This window comes from Bradyrhizobium sp. CB82 (assembly GCF_029714405.1).
Lineage (GTDB): Bacteria > Pseudomonadota > Alphaproteobacteria > Rhizobiales > Xanthobacteraceae > Bradyrhizobium.
The window spans coordinates 4,102,081-4,119,675 of the sequence record NZ_CP121650.1; the positions used below are offsets into that span (position 1 = coordinate 4,102,081).

The following is a 17,595-nucleotide window of genomic DNA, read 5'->3' on the forward strand; positions in this document are numbered from 1 at the left end:
CGAGGCGGATCACCGTCATGCCATGGAGGAAATGATGCAGCCCGAACCGATCCTCGATCTCGCCCATCTCGGTCACATGGAGCTGCTGACGCCGAAACCGGACGAGAGCCTGAAATTCTTCGTCGACGTCATGGGCATGACCGTCAGCGGACGACAAGGCGAGTCGGTCTATTTGCGCGGCTGGGATGACTATGAGCGCTATTCGCTGAAGCTCACGGCGTCGAAGACCTCGGGCATGGGTCACATGGCGCTGCGCGCGCGCAGCCAGCAGGCGCTGGAGCGGCGCGTCGCCGCGCTCAAGGGATCCGGCTTCGACATCGGCTGGATCGACGGTGACATGGGGCAGGGGCCGACCTTCCGCTGCCGCGATCCCGACGGCCACATCGTCGAGCTCTATTACGAGACCGAATGGTATCAGGCTCCGCCCGAGCTGAAGCCTGCGCTGAAGAACCAGGCGCAGCGTTTTCCCGCGCGCGGCGTCAACGTGCGCCGCCTCGACCATCTCAACTGCCTCGCGGTCGATATCAAGGCCAATCGCGAGTTCTTCGAGAACTATCTCGGCTGCCGCCTGACCGAGCAGATCGTGCTCAACGACGGACGCGAAGCCGCGATGTGGCTGACGATGTCGAACAAGAGCTACGATTTTGCCTATTCGCTCGACCACTCCGGCGTGCCCGGCCGCTTCCACCACGTCACCTACGCGCTCGACAGCCGAGAGGAGATCTTGCGCGCTGCCGACATCTTCCTTGAGAACGGCGTCTATATCGAGACCGGCCCGCACAAGCATGCGATCCAGCAGACCTTCTTCCTCTACGTCTATGAGCCCGGCGGCAATCGCGTCGAAGTCGCCAATGCCGGTGCGCGCCTCATCCTCGCACCCGACTGGAAGCCGATCGTATGGACGGAAGAGGAGCGCAAGAAGGGCCAGGCGTGGGGCCTGAGGACGATCGAGTCCTTCCACACCCACGGCACGCCGCCGGTCGACATCAAGAAGCACGCCTAAAGCGTGATGAAATCAGGCTCGGCTGGCGATCCCGGGGATCACCTCTCCCCAGCGGGGAGAGGTATTCTGAGTTCTCTGCTTACATCGATTCGACCAAAGCTCATCCTGCCTTAGTTTGCAGATGTGCGGACGCGGGCGATCGTTTCCCTGATGCCGGTCCACGCCGGCTTGTCCGGCGCGAACTGCTTGCGCAGGAAGGTGACGAGCTCCTCGACCTGCGCATCGCTCATGCTGTGTTTGAACGCGGGCATGTAGCCGAGGTCGCTTGATGCGGGCTCGGTGATGCCGTGCAGGATGACCTGCACGAGATTATCCGGCGTTGCGCCGTGCAGATTGCTGTTGAGCGCGAGCGACGGACGGCTGCCGAACAGCGCCAGGCCGCCGACCTCGTGACAGACGGCGCACGCGCCCTGGTAGAGCCGCGCGCCGGTCGAGGAAGCGATGGTGACTTGCGTGGCGCTCTCGAGCCTGGCGGCGAGCGCGTCCTGCGCTTGGCCGTTCGTCGCGGTGTCGTTGAACGAGCCGAGATAGACCGCCATCGCGCGGATGTCGTGATCGGGCAGACTCGCAAGGTCCCGCACGATGGGCGCCATCGGGCCCGCCGCGACGCCGTGGAAGCGCGAATGGCCGGTGCGCAAATAGGCGTAAAGCTCGTCTTCGCTCCAGGGAATCGGCGCGCGCGACAGCGAGGTCAGCGCCGGCGCCTCCCAGCCCTCGGCAAAGCCGCCGGCAAGATAGGCATTGCGCTGCTCGGCGCCGAGCGCGTTGCGGGGCGAATGGCAGGCGCTGCAATGGCCGAGTCCGTCGACGAGATAGGCGCCCCGATTCCACTGCTCGGATTTGGCCGAATCCGGCTTGAACTCGCCGGTCTGGTGGAACAACGCATTCCAGCCCGCAAGCAGCGGCCGGAGATTGAACGGGAAGGCGAGTGAGTTCGACGGCGCCGTCGCGTGTACCGCAGGCTGCGCCATCAGATAGGCGTACAGCGCCTGCATGTCGGCGTCGCTCGTCTTCGCAAAATGCGTGTAGGGGAATGCGGGGTAGAGCTGCCGGCCGTCGCGATGCAGTCCCTCGCGCATCGCGCGCTCGAAGGCGGGATAGGACCAGGCGCCGATGCCGGTGTCGATGTCGGGCGTGATGTTGGTGCTGTAGATCGTGCCGAACGGCGTTTCCAGCCCACGACCACCGGCGTTCAGCGCGCCGCCGACGGTCGTGTGGCACTCCGCGCAATTGCCAAGGGCAGCCAATTGCCGGCCGCGGGCGATCGTCGCCGCCGAATAGACGGACGCATCGGGCCGCCCGATCGGCGCGATGGCGCGGCCCGGCACCAGGGCGGCGCCGATGCCGATCGCGGCCGTGCAGAGCGCGGCCATCGTTGCGAAGATGCCGGCGCGCTTCGCAAACGGGTTTGTCCAGGAACGGGTCGGGACGGCCACCGGCGCAGGTAACGCCTCAGCCTCGGTCGGCACGTCGCTACGCAAACCCGTGAGGATGCGCTCCGGCGTGAACGGCGGCTCGCGGAAGCGCACGCCGGTGGCATCGAAGATCGCATTCGCGATCGCCGCAGCGCTCGGCACCGAGGCGGACTCGCCGACGCCGAGCGGCGGCTGGTCCTGACGCGGCAGCATCAGCACGTCGATCTTGGGCACGTCGGGAAAGGGGATGATGGGGTAGGCGCCCCATTCGCGCGCCGCCACCGCCCCGCGCTCGAACGAGACCTCCTCCATCAGCGCCCGGCTGGTCGACTGGATCACGTTGCCCTGGATCTGGTGGCGCACGCCGTCCGGATTGATCATCAATCCGGAATCCTGGCCGGCGACGACGCGGGTGACGCTGACATCGCCGGTCATCTTGTTGACGGCTACGTCGGTGATCCAGGCCGACCACGCCGCGCCATAGCCGGGAAACTTGCTATGCACATAGAGCGCATAGGCGAAGCCGCGCCCGTGCACGATCTCGCCGTCCTTGTCCTGCCGCGCCGGCCGCGGCGTCCAGCCCGCGCGCTCGGCGACCGCATTGACGAGATCGACCGCGCGCTGATCCCTGAGATAGCGCAGGCGATATTCGATCGGATCGACGCCGGCCTCGGTCGCGAGCTCGTCGATATAGGATTCATGCGCAAAAGTGTTAGGCAGCGACGAGACGCCGCGAAACCAGGAGGCGCGCACGATCGGCGCCATGTCGTGGGCGACGACACGCATGTGGTCGTAATCGTAGGGCGGAATGGCGGTGCGGTCGCCCATCTGAAGCACGTCGGGCTCGGGCGAGATCCGGCCGGTGAGAAGCAGCGCGAGTGTCGGCGCAGCGTTCGAGGGATAGCGCGTGGCGAGATCGTAACCGGCGACGCCCCCGTCGGCGTTCAACCCGCCATTGACGTCGATGAGCTGGGCGGCGCCCTTCGGCTCCCAGGCGTGCTCCTGCTCCCGCGTCAGTTGCACCCGCACGGGCCGTCCGACCGCGCGCGAGAGCAGCAGTGCATCCGCGGTGACGTCATCGGCGCAGTTGCGGCCGTAGCAACCGGCGGCCTCCAGCCGGATCACCTCGATTTCGGTCTCGGGCCGCTCGATCAGCAAGGCAAGGTCGGTGCGCAGGATGTGCGGATTCTGCGTGCCGGACCACACTCTGATTGCGGCGTCCTGATAGTCGGCGACGGCGCAGGACGGGCCGATCGAAGCGTGCATCTGGTAGGGCCAGACGTAAGTGCGCTGCATCGGCTTGGCGGCGCCGGCGATCGCCGCGGTCACGTCGCCCTTGTCGATCAGCGTGCGCGGCGTCGACGGGTTGGCGCGCAGCGCAGTCTCGAGATCGGCGAGATCGGGCAGGGCGGGTGTTGGCTTCCAGCTCACCTTGAGCTGGCTTGCGGCCAGAATCGCATTCTCCTCGCGCTCGGCGACGACGCCGACGAAGTCGCCGATGCGCACCACGCCGACGAGGCCGGGAACGTCGCGCACCGAGGACTCGTCCACCGCGATCAGGCTGGTCCCCACGAACGGTCCCGCATCGACGCCGGCATAGGGCGGACGCACGACGCGGCCGTGCAGCATGCCGGGAACGCGGACGTCGTGGACGAAGGTCAGCTCGCCCGTCGCCTTCGCGGGCAGGTCGACGCGCGGCACCGAGTGGCCGACGATGGCGTAGTCGCCGACGGGTTTCACGGTGACATCATCGGCAAGCTCGAGGCGAATCGTCTCATCGCCGATCAGCTCACCAAAGCTGATGCTGCGGTTGTGGCCGCGAACGAGCCCGTCCTCGATGCTGAGTTCCGCAGACGGCAGCTCCAGCCTTTCGGCGGCGCGCGCGATCAGAAAATGCCGCGCTTGCGCGGCGGCCCTGCGCAGGGGAATGGCGGTGATCTGGATCGTCTCGCTCGCAATCGTCGCGCCCTGGTTCGGCACGACGGCCGTATCGCCGAGCACCACGACGACGCGGGCAAAGGACACGTCGAGCTCCTCGGCAACGATCTGGCCGAGCGCGGTGCGGATGCCGGTGCCGAGATCGACATGGCCGTTGTAAGCGCTGACCGAGCCGTCCGCGGTGATCCGGACAAAGGTCTCGGACGCGCCGTCGTCCAGTGCGCGGGCCACGACGAGCGAGCCGGAGCGCCGCTCAGCTTCATTCGAAACAGGGGAGGCCATCAATCACCGGCCTCGGCAAGCTGGCCTGATGCGCGCATCACGGCGCGGACGATTTCGACATGCGTGCCGCAGCGGCAGAGATTGTAACGCAGCGCTGCCATCGCCTCCTGCGCGGTCGGCTGAGGGTTGATCGCAAGTAGCGCCTTCGTGGTCATGATCATGCCGTTGAGGCAGTAGCCGCATTGCGCGGCCTGCTCATCGATGAAGGCCTGCTGCACCGGGTCGGGCTTGTCGCGCGTGCCGAGACCTTCGAGCGTCACGATGTCGCGCCCCACGCAGCCGCTGATCGGAATGACGCAGGAACGCGCGGCAAGCCCGTCGATCAGGACAGTGCAGGTGCCGCATTCGCCGAGGCCGCAGCCATATTTGGGACCGTTGAGCGCGAGGTCGTTGCGCAGCACGTACAGCAGCGGCGTCTCCGGTGCGGCGGCGACGTCGTGGATCCTGCCATTCACGGTGAGGCGGATCATTGTCTGCGTCATCTCTGGTCCCGGCGCGGTGCGCGCGTGTCGAATTGCGAAGCATGACGATACCGTTTGTACACAAACGTGCAAGCACCGCATGCCGCAGTGCAGCGCGGCTGCCTGCTTTGTGGACAGGGCGGGCAGGCGGATGAGGTTTTATTCGGCAGCCTCGCGGTTTTGCCGGTGGCGCCGCTTGACAGCTTCCGGCATCGCGCGCAACATCGTTCGTATACGAATGATAACCGCCGTGATCCGCTGGCTTTGACATGGTGACTGAAGCGACGAGCGCTGCCTCCGACAAGATCCGCTGCGATGCCTGTCCGGTGATGTGCTACATCAAGCCGGGCGCCGCGGGTGCCTGTGACCGCTACGCCAACCACGAGGGCAAGCTCGTCCGCGTCGATCCGCATATCATCCTCGAGCGCACGGTCTCGCATGGCGGCAAGCTCGTGCCGTTCAGCCGGTCAGAGGATTGGGACGGCAAGATCGTCCACGAACCCTCGACCTTCGTCACAGCAATCGGCGCGGGCACGACCTATCCCGACTACAAGCCGGCGCCGTTCATCGTCTCGTCGGAGGTCGATGGCGTCGACATGGTCACCGTCGTCACCGAAGGCATCTTCTCCTATTGCGGCGTCAAGGTGAAGATCGACACCGACCGCTATCTCGGCCCGGAAAGCGCGACCGTGCGCGCGCAGGGCGAGGCGGTCGGTCACGTCACGACCAGCGAATACGGTTCGCAGATGCTGTCGCTCGGCGGCGTGCATCATCTGACTGGCGGCTCCAAGAAGGAGGGCCGCGTCACCTGCGATACGCTGATGGATCTCTCCAACTGCAAGCCGGTCGAGTTCACGATCGACGGTGGCGCGACGGTGGTCGTGCAGGCGGGCGAGCCACCGATCGTCAACGGCGTGAAGGAAGAGCGCATGCGGGTCGGCTGCGGCTCGGCGACGATCGGCATGTTCGCAAAGCAGTGGCACGGCAAGGTCGACGAGGTCGTCGTGGTCGACGACCACATCACCGGCGTGCTCAGCGAGCACCAGGCCGGCAAGCTGCTCGACATCGCCGACACCGGCATCAAGATGAAGGGCCGGCGCTCGACGCCCGGCCGCTATTTTCAGGTCGCCGATCCCGGCACGGGCTGGGGCGGGACGAACATCTCCGATCCGCTGTCGATCCTCGGTCCGTTCGATGCCAAGGAAGCGAAACCCGGGCTGACCATGCTGATGGTCTCCACGACCGGCGAGCACGCGTCCTACTATGTGCTCGACGATGCCTTGAAGCCTGTCGAGACCGAGATGCCGGCGGATTTGCGATTCTCGGTCGAGCGCATCCAGGAGAATTGCGAGCCGGCCTTGTGCACCGTGCTGTTCATGGCGGGGGCCGGCGGTTCCTTGCGCGCCGGCGTCACCGACAACCCGGTGCGGCTGACGCGCTCGGTGAAGGATGCCCTGACACGCGTCACCAGCGGGGGCGCGCCGGTTTATGTCTGGCCGGGCGGCGGTATCACCTACATGGTCGATGTCACGCAGATGCCGGCCGGTGCGTTCGGCTATGTGCCGACGCCGGCCCTTGTCGCACCGATCGAGTTCACGATGAGGCTGTCCGATTATGCTGCGCTCGGGGGCCACATGGACCATGTGCGTCCGCTGTCCGAGGTCCAGGAGAGCGATGATAGCCGCCAGGTGCCGTGGCAGAACCCGATCCCGGGGCGGCGCGCATGATGAGACTCCCGCAAATCGCATTGCTGTCTGATGGCCGGCGGCTGCATTTGCAGGATGGTCCGATTGATCTGATCGTGGAGGCGAGGGGAGCCGGGCACCGGGTGCGCGCGGCCTATGAGGCGGCGGCGGGGCGTTTCACCGGGCTGCTCGACGCGCTCTGCGCGGAGTTGACGGAATTGCGCAAGCCCGCGACGGCGGGGGTCTGTTCGTTGACCGGCCTCGTTGCGCGACGGATGCACGCCGCGGTCGCGCCGTATGCGGCCGACTGCTTCATCACGCCGATGGCCGCGGTTGCGGGCAGCGTGGCGGAGGAAATTCTGAGCGTCATGCTGAATGCCGCGCAGCTCGACCAGGCCTACGTCAACAACGGTGGCGATATCGCGCTTCATCTTGGCGAAGGCGAGCACTTTACCATCGGCTTGATGGACCGACCCGACCGCGACGGCGTGATGCGGGCGATGACGATCGAGGCGGACGATCCGGTCCGCGGCATCGCGACCAGCGGGCGCCATGGCCGCAGTTTCTCGCTCGGAATTGCCGATGCGGTGACGGTGCTGGCTGCGACGGCCTCGCAAGCCGATGCGGCAGCGACCGTCATCGCCAATGCCGTCGATCTGCCAGGGCATCCGGCGGTCGAGCGCCGTCCGGCGAACGAGATCCAGCCCGACAATGATCTCGGCGCGCGTCTCGTCACCCGCGACGTCGGCGCGTTGTCTCAGACAGAAATTCGTGAGGCGCTCCAATCTGGCGCAGAATGTGCACGGCAAGTGTTCGATCGCGGGCTGATCGAGGGTGCCGTGCTCAGGCTTTGTGGTGATATGCTCGTCATCGGGACCAGGGATATTGAACGGCAGCGGCCGCGCGCCCGCATCGCGGGGAGCGCGATCCATGCCTGAACGGGGAAGCAAGTCATGAGCGCGATCATCCGCAAGATCGTCACCGTCGTCGAAGAGACGCAGATGGAGATGGGAAGGTCCGTGTCGCCGCCGACCCGGCGCGCCGCGGCGATCGCCGTGATCGAGAACCCGTTCGCCGGAAGATATGTCGAGGACCTGTCGCCGCTGATCGCGATCGGCGAGGAGCTCGGCGATTTGTTGTCGAAGCGTGCCGTAGCGGCGCTCGGCATCGACGGTGCAAAAGTGCAGAGCTACGGCAAGGCCGCTGCCGTCGGCGAGAACGGCGAGCTGGAGCATGCGGCCGCGATCCTGCATCCGAAGATGGGCGCGCCGGTGCGCAAGACCCTGACCAAGGGCGCGGCGCTGATCCCGTCGTCGAAAAAGCGCAGCGGGCCCGGCACGACGCTCGACATTCCCTTGGGCCACAAGGACGCGGCCTTCGTGCGCAGCCATTTTGACGGCATGGAAGTGCAGATCAACGACGCGCCGCGGGCCAACGAGATCATGGTTGCGGTCGCCGTCACCGACAGCGGCCGTCCGCTGCCGCGGGTCGGGGGCTTAACGGTTGCAGAGATCAAGGGCGAAGACGGCCTGCGTTAATCTTTAAATCAGTGGAGGTTGGGATGCGAGCAACGAAGTATTTTGTGGGCGCGGCGTTTGCGCTCCTGGTCGGCGGCATGGCCGGCTCGGTGAAGGCGCAGGAGATCAAGATCGGCGAGATCAACAGCTATTCGCTGCTGCCGGCGTTTACCGAGCCCTACCGTAAGGGCTGGCAGCTCGCCGTCGAGGAGATCAACGCGGCCGGCGGCATCAACGGCAAGAAGCTTGTCGTGATCTCCAAGGATGACGGCGGCAAGCCGGCCGATGCGCAAACCGCGGCCAATGAGCTCGTGTCGAGCGAAGGCGTCGCGATGCTCGCGGGCACGTTCTTGTCGAACATCGGCCTTGCCGTGAGCGACTTCGCCAACCAGAAGAAGGTGTTCTTCCTCGCCGCCGAGCCGCTGACCGATGCCGTCACCTGGTCGAAGGGGAACAAGTACACGTTCCGCCTGCGTCCCTCGAACTACATGCAGGCCGCGATGCTGGTGGAAGCGGCGGCCAAGCTGCCGGCAAAACGCTGGGCGACGATCGCGCCGAACTATGAATACGGCCAGTCGGCAGTCGCGGTGTTCAAGAAGCTGATGTCGGAGAAGCGTCCGGACATCCAGTGGGTCGACGAGCAGTGGCCGCCGCAGGGCAAGATCGATGCTGGCCCGGTGGTGCAGGCAGTCGCCCAAGCCAATCCGGAGGCGATCCTCAACGTCACCTTCGGCGCCGATCTCGTGAAGCTCGTGCGCGAAGGCAATACCCGCGGCCTGTTCAAGGGACGCGAGGTCGTCTCCTTCCTGACCGGCGAGCCGGAATATCTCGACCCGCTGAAGGACGAGACGCCCGAGGGCTGGATCGTCACCGGCTATCCCTGGTACTCGATCAAGACCCCCGAGCATGACGCGTTCCTCAAGGCCTACCAGGCCAAGTACAACGACTATCCGCGCCTCGGTTCGATCGTTGGCTATCAGACCATCAAGTCGGCGGCGGCGATCCTGGCCAAGGCCGGTTCGACCGATCCGGAGAAGCTGATCGCAGCAGCCGAAGGGCTCTCGGTGGGCTCACCCTTCGGCGAGATGACCTTCCGCAAGATCGATCACCAGTCGACGCTCGGGGCCTTCGTCGGCAAGACCGCCCTGAAGGACGGCAAGGGCGTCATGGTTGACTCGTCCTATAAGAAGGGCGCGGACTATCTGCCGAGCGATGCCGAAGTCGAGAAGCTACGCCCGAAGGATTGATGTTGCGACTACACCGGGGGCCTCATGGTTCGAGACGCGCGGCGTCGCCGCGCTCCTCGCCATGAGGGTCTCGGACTCATCCTGAGGAGGCGCGAAGCGCCGTCTCGAAGGATGAAGCCCGTATGCTGAGAGTCTTGTGAAGCCGGACCGCCGATGGCCTTTTATGTCGTACAGTTTCTGACCGGACTCGCCAGCGCGGCGTCGCTATTCCTGGTGGCTTCGGGCCTGTCGATCATCTTCGGCGTGACGCGGATCGTGAACTTTGCGCACGGTGCCTTCTACATGGTCGGCGCCTACATCGCCTTCACGCTGACGGATCGCCTCTCCGGCGCGTTCGGCTTCTGGGGCGGCATCGTTGCAGCGGCGCTCGCGGTGGCGCTGATCGGTGTCCTCGTCGAGATGGTGCTGCTTCGGCGCATCTATCACGCGCCCGAACTGTTCCAGTTGCTCGCGACCTTCGGCCTGACGCTGATGGTCGAGGACCTGGTCGTGCTCATCTGGGGCCCCGATGACCTCCTCGGCCGCCGTGCGCCGGGCTTCAAGGGCGCGGTGGATTTCTTCGGCCAGAACATCCCGAGCTACGACCTGTTCCTGATCGTGCTCGGCCCGGTCGTGCTTGGCATCCTTTGGCTGCTGTTCCAGCGCACCCGTTGGGGCGTGCTGGTGCGCGCGGCGACGCAGGACCGCGACATGGTGGCGGCGCTCGGCGTCAATCAGAAATGGCTGTTCACGTCGGTGTTCGCGGTCGGCGTCTTCCTCGCAGCGCTCGGCGGCGCGCTGCAGATTCCGCGCGATGCCGTGCATCACGCCATGGATTTGCGCATCATCGTCGAGGTCTTCGTGGTCGTCGTGATCGGCGGTCTCGGCAGCATCGTCGGCGCCTTCGTCGCGGCGGTGCTGGTCTCCGAGCTCAACGCCTTCGGCATCCTGATCTTCCCGAAGATCTCCATCATCCTGGTCTTCCTGGTGATGGCGGTGGTGCTGATCGTGCGGCCGTGGGGCCTGTTCGGCAAGCCTGAGGCGCCCGCGCGCCGGACGCCGGGCCTCACCGTCAATCCCTGGCGGCCGCTGACGTCGAACGAACGGCTGGCCGCACTTGCTGCGCTCGTCCTCGCGGCAGGGCTGCCGCTGTTCGCCGGCAGCTATGCGCTGACGGTCGGCTCGGAGATCGCGATCTTCGTGATCTTCGCCGTCAGCCTGCATTTCCTGATGGCGGTCGGCGGCCTCGCGTCCTTTGGACACGCCGCGTATTTCGGGCTCGGCGCATATGGTATTGCGTTCCTCGCCAAGATGGCCGGCTTGCCGATGATCGTCTGCCTGCTGCTGGGGCCGCTGCTCGGCTGTCTCGGTGCCGCCGTGTTCGGCTTCTTCGCCGTGCAGCTCTCGGGCGTCTATTTCGCGATGCTGACGCTCGCCTTTGCGCAGATCGTATGGTCGATCGCGTTCCAGTGGGTCAGCGTCACCGGCGGCGACAACGGCATCCTGGGCGTCTGGCCGGAAAAATGGGCGGCGAGCCCCTCGCATTTCTACTGGCTGGCGCTTGGCGTTGCCGCGCTCGTGACGATCGCCTTGCGCATCGCGGTGTTCTCGCCGTTTGGCTACGCGCTGCGCGCCACGCGCGACTCGGCGCTACGGAGCGAAGCGATCGGCATCAACGTCAAGCAAATGCAGTGGACGGCGTTCGTGATCGCGGGAACGACGGCCGCCATCGGCGGAGCGCTGTTCGCGTACCTGAAGGGCAGCGTCTTCCCGGACAATCTCGGCATCTCGCTCTCGGTCGATGCGCTCGTCATGGTGCTGCTCGGTGGCGTTGAGACTGTGTCGGGCGCGGTGATCGGCGCGATCGTGTACAAGGCACTCAATATCTGGCTCGTCAGCCAGACCGACCTGTCGAAGCTCGTGCTCGGCGGCTTCATCGTGCTGATCGTCGTCGTCTTCCCGAAGGGCATCGTCGGCATGCTGGAGATGCTCGCGCAACGGCGCAAGGGGGCTTCGCCGCCGGGCTCCACTTTGCTCGCCAAACCGATCGGGCCCGCCGAATGAGCGTCGCACCCACACTTCTCGCGGTCGAAGGCCTGACCAAGTCGTATGGCGGCATCCATGCCGTGCGCGGCGTCTCGTTCGAGCTGCGTGCCGGCGAGATTCTTGCGCTGATCGGCCCGAACGGCGCCGGCAAGAGCACCTGCTTCGACATGCTCAACGGCCAGAACAGACCGGACTCCGGCCGCATCCGTCTACTCGGCGAGGACACGACCGGCAGGAAACCGCGCGAGATCTGGCGCCTTGGCGTCGGCCGCACGTTCCAGATCACCGCGACGTTCGCGACCATGACGGTGCGCGAGAACGTGCAGGTCGCGCTGATCTCGCACCAAAGGCAGTTGTTCAATCTCTGGGGGGCGGCGCCGCGCTTCGATCGCGACGAGGCGGTGCGCCTCCTGGAACTCGTCGGCATGGGCGGCTATTCGGATCGTCCCTGCGGCGAGCTCGCCTATGGCGACCTCAAGCGGCTCGAGCTTGCGGTTGCGCTGGCCAACCAGCCAAAGCTCCTGCTGATGGACGAACCGACCGCCGGTATGGCGCCGCGCGAGCGCATCGACCTGATGCGGCTCACCGCGCGCATCGCGCGGGAGAAATCCATCGGCGTGCTCTTCACCGAGCATGACATGGACGTGGTGTTCGAGCATGCCGACCGCATCATCGTGCTCAACCGCGGCACGCTGATCGCCGAGGGCTCGCCGACGGAGGTGCGGGGCAATCCGCAAGTACAGGCGGTCTATCTCGGCGAGGGCCTCGTCTATGATGCCCGTCATCGCGAGGGAGCCTCGACATGAAGCTCACGGTCGAGGGGCTCAACAGCCATTACGGTCCGGCCCATATCCTGTTCGACATCGCGCTCGAGGTCGGTGACGGCGAGGTGGTCGCCTTGCTCGGACGCAATGGCGCCGGCAAGTCGACGACGTTCCGCTCCATTGTCGGCCTCGTGGCGCAGCGCTCGGGCCGGATTGTGTTCGAGGGCAAGGACGTCTCGTCACGGCCGACGCATGAGATCGTCCGCGGTGGGCTCGGCTACGTACCGGAGGAGCGGCGTATCTTCACCGACCTCACGGTCGAGGAGAATCTCGAAGTCGGCCGCCAGCCGAAACGGGCGAACGCGCCATACTGGACGCGCGAAAAGCTGTTCACGCTATTCCCGAATCTGAACGAGATGCGCAACCGGCCGGGCGGCCGCATGAGCGGCGGCGAGCAGCAGATGCTGACGATCGCCCGCACGTTGATGGGCAATCCGTCGCTGGTGCTGCTGGACGAGCCGTCGGAGGGGCTATCGCCAAAGATCGTGGAGCAGATGGTCGATGCGATCCTGACCATGAAGAAGGAAGGCGTCAGCATCGTCGTTTCCGAGCAGAATCTGCATTTCGCGCGGTTGATTTCCGATCGCGCCTATATCATCGAGCGCGGTCGAATCTGTTTCGGTGGTACGATGGCCGAGCTCGATGCGCGCCCGGATATCCGCGACGCGCATCTGTCATTGTGAGGGCGGGGCGGGAATGGCGAGAGGCGTTGCAGCCAAGAAGAGCGTCAGGCAGGCCAAGCCGCCTTATGTGCTCGACGAGCAGGTCGGCTTCATCCTGCGCCAGGTGTGGCAGCGTCACAGCGCGATCTTTGCCCGCGACATCGGCACCAACCTGACGCCGACGCAATGGGCGGCACTGTCGAAGCTTGCCGAGACCGGACCGTGCTCGCAGAACCAGTTGGGTCGGCTGACGGCGATGGACGTTGCGACCATCAAGGGCGTGATCGACCGGCTCAGCGCTCGCGGACTGACGGAGACGAGCCAGGATCCAGAGGATGGCCGGCGCCTGCTCGTCAGCCTCACACGTGCCGGTCAGCAGCTCGCCGAAAAGGTCGCGCCGAACGCGCTCGCCATCACGCGCGAGACGCTGGCGCCGCTCGAGCCGAAGGAGCGCGAGCTGCTGATGGCGTTGTTGGGCAAGTTGCGGTGATGCCACCTTCGTTGGGCGGGCAAAGGCGCGTCAGCGCCGTGCCCACCATTTCTTCTGCTGTCTTGGTTGGCCGCAGTGGTGGGCACGCTTCGCTTTGCCCACCCACCGGTCCTACGCGATGGCCTACTTCCCAACCACCTCCGGCACCTTCCCGGCGGGCGGCGTATTGCGGCTGCGCTGCGTCCGCACGATGCCGTCGATGATGGTCATGCCGATGCCGGGGAGATCGCCGAGCTGGACGCTCTCCAGGATGTTCTTGCCCGGCGAATGCTGCGCCTTGTCCATGATGACGAAGTCGGCGGAACGGCCCACTTCAATGAGGCCGCAATCGAGCTCGCGCATGCGCGCAGTGTTGCCGGTGGCGAGGCAAAACGCGATCTCGGCTGGCAGCTCGCCGAGCGAGGACAGCATCGAGACCATGCGCAAAATGCCGAGCGGCTGCACGCCGGAACCGGCCGGCGCGTCGGTGCCGAGGATGACGCGGTGCAAATCGCCCATCTCGCGCGCGGTGCGCAGCGTGAACAGGGCCGAGCGCTCATTGCCGTTGTGAACGAGCTCGAGCCCGCGCTTGCAGCCCTCGCAGATGCAGCGGATCTGGTCGTCGGGGAGAGCCGTGTGGCCGCCATTGATATGGCCGACCACGTCGGTGTCGGCCTCCAGCACCACGTCCTTGTCGATCAGGCCGGAGCCGGGGATCGAGGGGCCGCCGGTGTGGATCGTGCTCTGGATGCCGTATTTGCGCGCCCAGCCGACCATCTTGCGCGCGGTGGGGCCGTCCTTGACGCCGCCAAGGCCGACTTCGCCGAGCAGCTTGACGCCGGCGGCGGCCATCTCCTTGAAATCCTCCTCCACCATCTCGCACTCGATGACGGGCGCGCCGGCGTGAACCTTCACGCCGCCTGGACGCAGCGTCCAGAATGCGCGCTGCGCAAAGATCGCCATGGCCTTCAGACCGACGACGTCGCGCGGGCGGCCGGGCATGTGCACTTCGCCGGCCGAGATCATGGTGGTGACTCCGCCGTGGAGGTAGCTGTCGATCCAGTTGATCTGGTTCTGCCGCGGCGTCCAGTCGCCGGCGACGGGGTGGACATGGCTGTCGATCAGGCCGGGTGCGACAGTGGTGCCGTTGGCATCGACGATGCTGGTCGCACCGTCCGTATTGACGTCTTTGAAGCGGCCGATGGCTGATATCTTGCCGTTCTCCGCGACGATCGTGTCGCCATCCAGGATCGGTTTCTCCAGGGCGCCCGACAGCATCAGGCCGATATTGCGGATCACGAGCTTCGAAGGCCCGGTCGCCTGGGGTGCGTCATGCGCCATGGAAAGGCTCCTTATTCCTAACTGCAACGCTCGCGATCTTGGGCAGCCTTGACCAAAGGATCAAGCCGGATTATTCATTTGTATACGAACGATCGTATACGAATGATGCATAGCTGACAATCGCCTGCGCGCCGGCAAGGGAAGGGTGAGATGAGCAATTTCAACCAGGAAAGCGTCCTCAGCGTCCATCACTGGACCGACACGCTGTTCAGCTTCAAGACCACCCGCAGCCCGACCTTCCGCTTCCGCAACGGCGAGTTCACCATGATCGGGCTCAGGGTCGGCGAGAAGCCGCTGCTGCGGGCCTATAGCGTCGCCAGCGCCAATTACGAGGACACGCTTGAATTCTTCTCGATCAAGGTGCCGGACGGCCCGCTGACCTCGCGCCTCCAGCACCTGAAGGAAGGCGACGAGATCATCGTCAGCCGCAAGGCGACCGGCACGCTCGTGATCGACAATCTGGAAGAGGGTCGCAATCTCTACCTCGTCGGCACCGGCACCGGGCTCGCACCCTTCCTGAGCGTGATCAAGGATCCCGAGACCTATGAGCGATTCGAGAAGGTCGTGCTGTTGCATGGCTGCCGGCACGTAAGGGAGCTGGCCTATGGCGAGATGATCACCGAGCAGCTGCCGAATGACGAACTGCTCGGCGACTACATCCGCAACCAGCTGATCTACTACCCGACCGTCACCCGCGATCCCTTCCGCAACCGTGGCCGCATCACTGACCTCATCACCTCGGGCAAGCTGTTCAGCGACATCGGCCTGCCGCCGCTCGAAGCGGCCCACGACCGCGTGATGATCTGCGGCAGTCCGGCGCTGGTCGCCGACACCCGCGTGCTGCTGACCGAGCGCGGCTTCATTGAGGGCAATCACGGCGAGCCGGCGCAATTCGTGGTCGAAAAGGCCTTTGCCGAGCGCTAAACGGGTTTCAGCCGCGCAATAAAGCCGCATTTTCGCCGCTCGGCGCCCGTTGCGGCGCCGATTCGGCAGGCGATACTATAGGGATGCCGAATCAGCGGAGTTCCCAAATGGTTGCGGACAGCGACAGCAACATCGCCTGGCAACGGGTTCAGTTGAAGAAGAATCGCGCCGAGTTGAAGGCGCTCGAGACCGCGCGCTTTACGATGGGCGAGATCGCGTCAACCAAGCGCAACGGACAGAGCCAGAAGGCGATCGCGGAGCTCAAGCGCAAGATCGCGCAATTCGAACGCACGATCGCCGACTATGAGAAGCGTACGCGCCGCCCGCTCGCGACCGACCTGCAAAGCCTCAGCAACGGGAGCTGGAGCCATTGGGGCGCCTATACCAGCCAGCGCAAATCGGGGCCACGGTCGCCGGGGCGCGGCTGATCGCCTTCTTTTGATCGACGTTCCGGCACTTGCGCCGGCGATTGCGCGCACCATGTGGTGAGGCGCTCCATCAACAAGGGCGGTGACCCATGACACCGCGCATCGATTTCACCAGCGACGCCTTCTTTCGCGACCCGCCCAAGGCGATCGCGTCGTTGCGCGCCTCCGGGCCCGTGGTCGCGACCCGCTTTCCTCTCATCGGCGATGTCTGGATCACCACCACCCACGATGCGACGGCGGAGGTGCTGAAGGACGGCGTGACGTTCACGCTGCGCAAGGAGGACGGCAAGGTCGCAGGCCTGCGCTGGTGGATGCCGAAACTCGTCACGACCATCGCCAACAATATGCTGACGATGGACGAGCCGGATCACAAGCGGCTGCGCAGCATCGTCGACGAGGCCTTCCGCCGCCGCGCGATCGTCGCGATGGAGCCGCGGATCCGCGCCATCGCGGATGATCTCGCGGACGGACTGTTCGCGACAGGAAGTCCGGCCGATCTCGTTCAGCGCTACGCGCGCATCCTGCCGCTGTCGGTGATCTCCGAACTGCTCGGCCTGCCGATGGCCGATCGACCCCGATTCATCGCCTGGGCGAATGCGATGTCCTCGCTGACGAACGTCGTCAGCTTCTTCCGCCTGATGTTCGCGTTCCGCAAGATGCGCGCCTATCTCGAAGAGCAATTGCGGATTGCCCGCGCGCAGGGCGGCGAGGGCCTGATTGCCGAACTGGTCCAGGTCGAGCGGGAAGGCGGCCGCATTTCGCCGGACGAGATGGTATCGATGGTGTTCCTGTTGCTGGCCGCGGGCTCGGAAACCACGACGCATCTCATCAGCGGCTCGGTCTATGAGCTCCTCAAAAATCCCGGCTTGCGCGATTGGCTGGAAGAGGATTGGTCTCGCGCCGGCCTTGCCGTCGAGGAATTCCTGCGCTTCGTCTCGCCGGTGCAATTCTCCAAGCCGCGCTATGTGCGGCGGGATCTCGAGCTCGAGGGCGTGCGTCTGAAAAAGGGCGATCGCGTCATGGTCATGCTTGCCGCGGCCAACATGGATCCCGCTATTCACGATCATGCGGAGCAGCTCGATCTCGAACGCAAGCCCAATCGGCACATCTCCTTCGGCACGGGAATCCATTTCTGTCTCGGCCACCAACTCGCGCGCATTGAGGCGGCCTGCGCGCTAGAGGCCTTGTTCACGCGCTGGCCGCGGCTTGGCCTCGCCGTCGATTCGTCGCAGGTAAATTGGCGCAAACGGCCGGGTCTTCGTGCGATCGCGAAACTGCCTGTCGTCGCAGACGCCGGTGGGAACCGCGGGGCAGGAAATCGCACGGCCAAGGCCGAACAATTGCTCGCGAACTGAGTCACGTGAGCGATTCGAG

15 protein-coding genes are annotated in these 17,595 nt (G+C 65.4%); 12 read left to right on the top strand and 3 right to left on the bottom strand.

From position 1 onward, the window contains the following. Nucleotides 1-34 precede the first annotated feature (34 nt). Entirely contained in the window at nucleotides 35-1,003 is a 969-nt protein-coding gene (locus QA640_RS19690; RefSeq protein ID WP_283042240.1) for a catechol 2,3-dioxygenase, read from the top strand. 110 nt (nucleotides 1,004-1,113) lie between these two features. Here the strand turns inward: QA640_RS19690 and QA640_RS19695 are convergent, their stop codons facing one another. Together QA640_RS19695 and QA640_RS19700 are read right to left on the bottom strand one after the other, a co-directional pair. Beyond that, the gene (locus QA640_RS19695; RefSeq protein WP_283042241.1) at nucleotides 1,114-4,638 is read right to left on the bottom strand and encodes a molybdopterin cofactor-binding domain-containing protein; all 3,525 of its coding nucleotides are present in this window, start codon (nucleotides 4,636-4,638) and stop codon (nucleotides 1,114-1,116) included. Further along, nucleotides 4,638-5,120 carry a (2Fe-2S)-binding protein gene (locus QA640_RS19700; RefSeq protein ID WP_283042242.1) on the bottom strand — a complete coding sequence of 161 codons (483 nt, stop codon included), beginning with the start codon at nucleotides 5,118-5,120 and terminating at the stop codon, nucleotides 4,638-4,640. The genes QA640_RS19695 and QA640_RS19700 overlap by 1 nt, the downstream gene beginning before the upstream one ends. A gap of 248 nt (nucleotides 5,121-5,368) precedes the next feature. Between QA640_RS19700 and QA640_RS19705 the strand changes: the two genes are divergently transcribed. From QA640_RS19705 to QA640_RS19740, 8 genes are all read left to right on the top strand, one after another. Further along, nucleotides 5,369-6,826, top strand: a complete 1,458-nt coding sequence (locus QA640_RS19705; protein WP_283042243.1) for a 6-hydroxynicotinate reductase — start codon at nucleotides 5,369-5,371, stop codon at nucleotides 6,824-6,826. Continuing rightward, nucleotides 6,823-7,722: a UPF0280 family protein gene (locus QA640_RS19710; protein WP_283042244.1), complete on the top strand. Its 900-nt coding sequence runs from the start codon at nucleotides 6,823-6,825 to the stop codon at nucleotides 7,720-7,722. The genes QA640_RS19705 and QA640_RS19710 overlap by 4 nt, the downstream gene beginning before the upstream one ends. 15 nt (nucleotides 7,723-7,737) lie before the next feature. Continuing rightward, the gene (locus QA640_RS19715) at nucleotides 7,738-8,322 is read left to right on the top strand and encodes an amino acid synthesis family protein (protein ID WP_283042245.1); all 585 of its coding nucleotides are present in this window, start codon (nucleotides 7,738-7,740) and stop codon (nucleotides 8,320-8,322) included. A 23-nt stretch (nucleotides 8,323-8,345) separates the two neighbouring features. Further along, entirely contained in the window at nucleotides 8,346-9,548 is a 1,203-nt protein-coding gene (locus QA640_RS19720) for an ABC transporter substrate-binding protein (RefSeq protein ID WP_283042246.1), read from the top strand. Between the two features lie 153 nt (nucleotides 9,549-9,701). Continuing rightward, complete coding sequence (locus tag QA640_RS19725; protein ID WP_283042247.1) at nucleotides 9,702-11,591, top strand: ABC transporter permease; 1,890 nt, start codon at nucleotides 9,702-9,704, stop codon at nucleotides 11,589-11,591. After that, nucleotides 11,588-12,379 (top strand): ABC transporter ATP-binding protein, encoded by a 792-nt coding sequence (locus tag QA640_RS19730; protein WP_283042248.1) that lies wholly within the window; start codon nucleotides 11,588-11,590, stop codon nucleotides 12,377-12,379. Before QA640_RS19725 ends, QA640_RS19730 begins: the two co-directional genes overlap by 4 nt. Then, nucleotides 12,376-13,080: an ABC transporter ATP-binding protein gene (locus QA640_RS19735; protein ID WP_283042249.1), complete on the top strand. Its 705-nt coding sequence runs from the start codon at nucleotides 12,376-12,378 to the stop codon at nucleotides 13,078-13,080. Before QA640_RS19730 ends, QA640_RS19735 begins: the two co-directional genes overlap by 4 nt. 13 nt (nucleotides 13,081-13,093) lie before the next feature. Beyond that, the gene (locus QA640_RS19740; protein WP_283042250.1) at nucleotides 13,094-13,549 is read left to right on the top strand and encodes a MarR family winged helix-turn-helix transcriptional regulator; all 456 of its coding nucleotides are present in this window, start codon (nucleotides 13,094-13,096) and stop codon (nucleotides 13,547-13,549) included. 123 nt (nucleotides 13,550-13,672) lie between these two features. On the opposite strand, the gene QA640_RS19745 is transcribed toward QA640_RS19740, so the two are convergent. Beyond that, nucleotides 13,673-14,869 carry an amidohydrolase family protein gene (locus QA640_RS19745; protein WP_283042251.1) on the bottom strand — a complete coding sequence of 399 codons (1,197 nt, stop codon included), beginning with the start codon at nucleotides 14,867-14,869 and terminating at the stop codon, nucleotides 13,673-13,675. Between the two features lie 150 nt (nucleotides 14,870-15,019). On the opposite strand from QA640_RS19745, the gene QA640_RS19750 reads away from it, so the two are divergent. From QA640_RS19750 to QA640_RS19760, 3 genes are all read left to right on the top strand, one after another. Then, entirely contained in the window at nucleotides 15,020-15,793 is a 774-nt protein-coding gene (locus tag QA640_RS19750) for a ferredoxin--NADP reductase (protein ID WP_283042252.1), read from the top strand. Nucleotides 15,794-15,900: 107 nt separating this feature from the next. After that, nucleotides 15,901-16,221 (top strand): hypothetical protein, encoded by a 321-nt coding sequence (locus QA640_RS19755; RefSeq protein ID WP_283042253.1) that lies wholly within the window; start codon nucleotides 15,901-15,903, stop codon nucleotides 16,219-16,221. 89 nt (nucleotides 16,222-16,310) lie between these two features. Next, nucleotides 16,311-17,576 (top strand): cytochrome P450, encoded by a 1,266-nt coding sequence (locus QA640_RS19760; protein ID WP_283042254.1) that lies wholly within the window; start codon nucleotides 16,311-16,313, stop codon nucleotides 17,574-17,576. The last annotated feature ends 19 nt before the right edge of the window (nucleotides 17,577-17,595 follow it).

Bases quoted from the DNA above. Each gene is read 5' to 3' on its own strand.
- QA640_RS19745 (WP_283042251.1), bottom strand. From the start codon at position 14,869: ATGGCGCATGACGCACCCCAGGCGACCGGGCCTTCGAAGCTCGTGATC.
- QA640_RS19760 (WP_283042254.1), top strand. From the start codon at position 16,311: ATGACACCGCGCATCGATTTCACCAGCGACGCCTTCTTTCGCGACCCG.
- QA640_RS19705 (WP_283042243.1), top strand. From the start codon at position 5,369: ATGGTGACTGAAGCGACGAGCGCTGCCTCCGACAAGATCCGCTGCGAT.
- QA640_RS19730 (WP_283042248.1), top strand. From the start codon at position 11,588: ATGAGCGTCGCACCCACACTTCTCGCGGTCGAAGGCCTGACCAAGTCG.
- QA640_RS19725 (WP_283042247.1), top strand. From the start codon at position 9,702: ATGGCCTTTTATGTCGTACAGTTTCTGACCGGACTCGCCAGCGCGGCG.
- QA640_RS19695 (WP_283042241.1), bottom strand. From the start codon at position 4,638: ATGGCCTCCCCTGTTTCGAATGAAGCTGAGCGGCGCTCCGGCTCGCTC.
- QA640_RS19710 (WP_283042244.1), top strand. From the start codon at position 6,823: ATGATGAGACTCCCGCAAATCGCATTGCTGTCTGATGGCCGGCGGCTG.
- QA640_RS19740 (WP_283042250.1), top strand. From the start codon at position 13,094: ATGGCGAGAGGCGTTGCAGCCAAGAAGAGCGTCAGGCAGGCCAAGCCG.
- QA640_RS19700 (WP_283042242.1), bottom strand. From the start codon at position 5,120: ATGACGCAGACAATGATCCGCCTCACCGTGAATGGCAGGATCCACGAC.
- QA640_RS19755 (WP_283042253.1), top strand. From the start codon at position 15,901: ATGGTTGCGGACAGCGACAGCAACATCGCCTGGCAACGGGTTCAGTTG.
- QA640_RS19715 (WP_283042245.1), top strand. From the start codon at position 7,738: ATGAGCGCGATCATCCGCAAGATCGTCACCGTCGTCGAAGAGACGCAG.
- QA640_RS19735 (WP_283042249.1), top strand. From the start codon at position 12,376: ATGAAGCTCACGGTCGAGGGGCTCAACAGCCATTACGGTCCGGCCCAT.
- QA640_RS19750 (WP_283042252.1), top strand. From the start codon at position 15,020: ATGAGCAATTTCAACCAGGAAAGCGTCCTCAGCGTCCATCACTGGACC.
- QA640_RS19720 (WP_283042246.1), top strand. From the start codon at position 8,346: ATGCGAGCAACGAAGTATTTTGTGGGCGCGGCGTTTGCGCTCCTGGTC.
- QA640_RS19690 (WP_283042240.1), top strand. From the start codon at position 35: ATGCAGCCCGAACCGATCCTCGATCTCGCCCATCTCGGTCACATGGAG.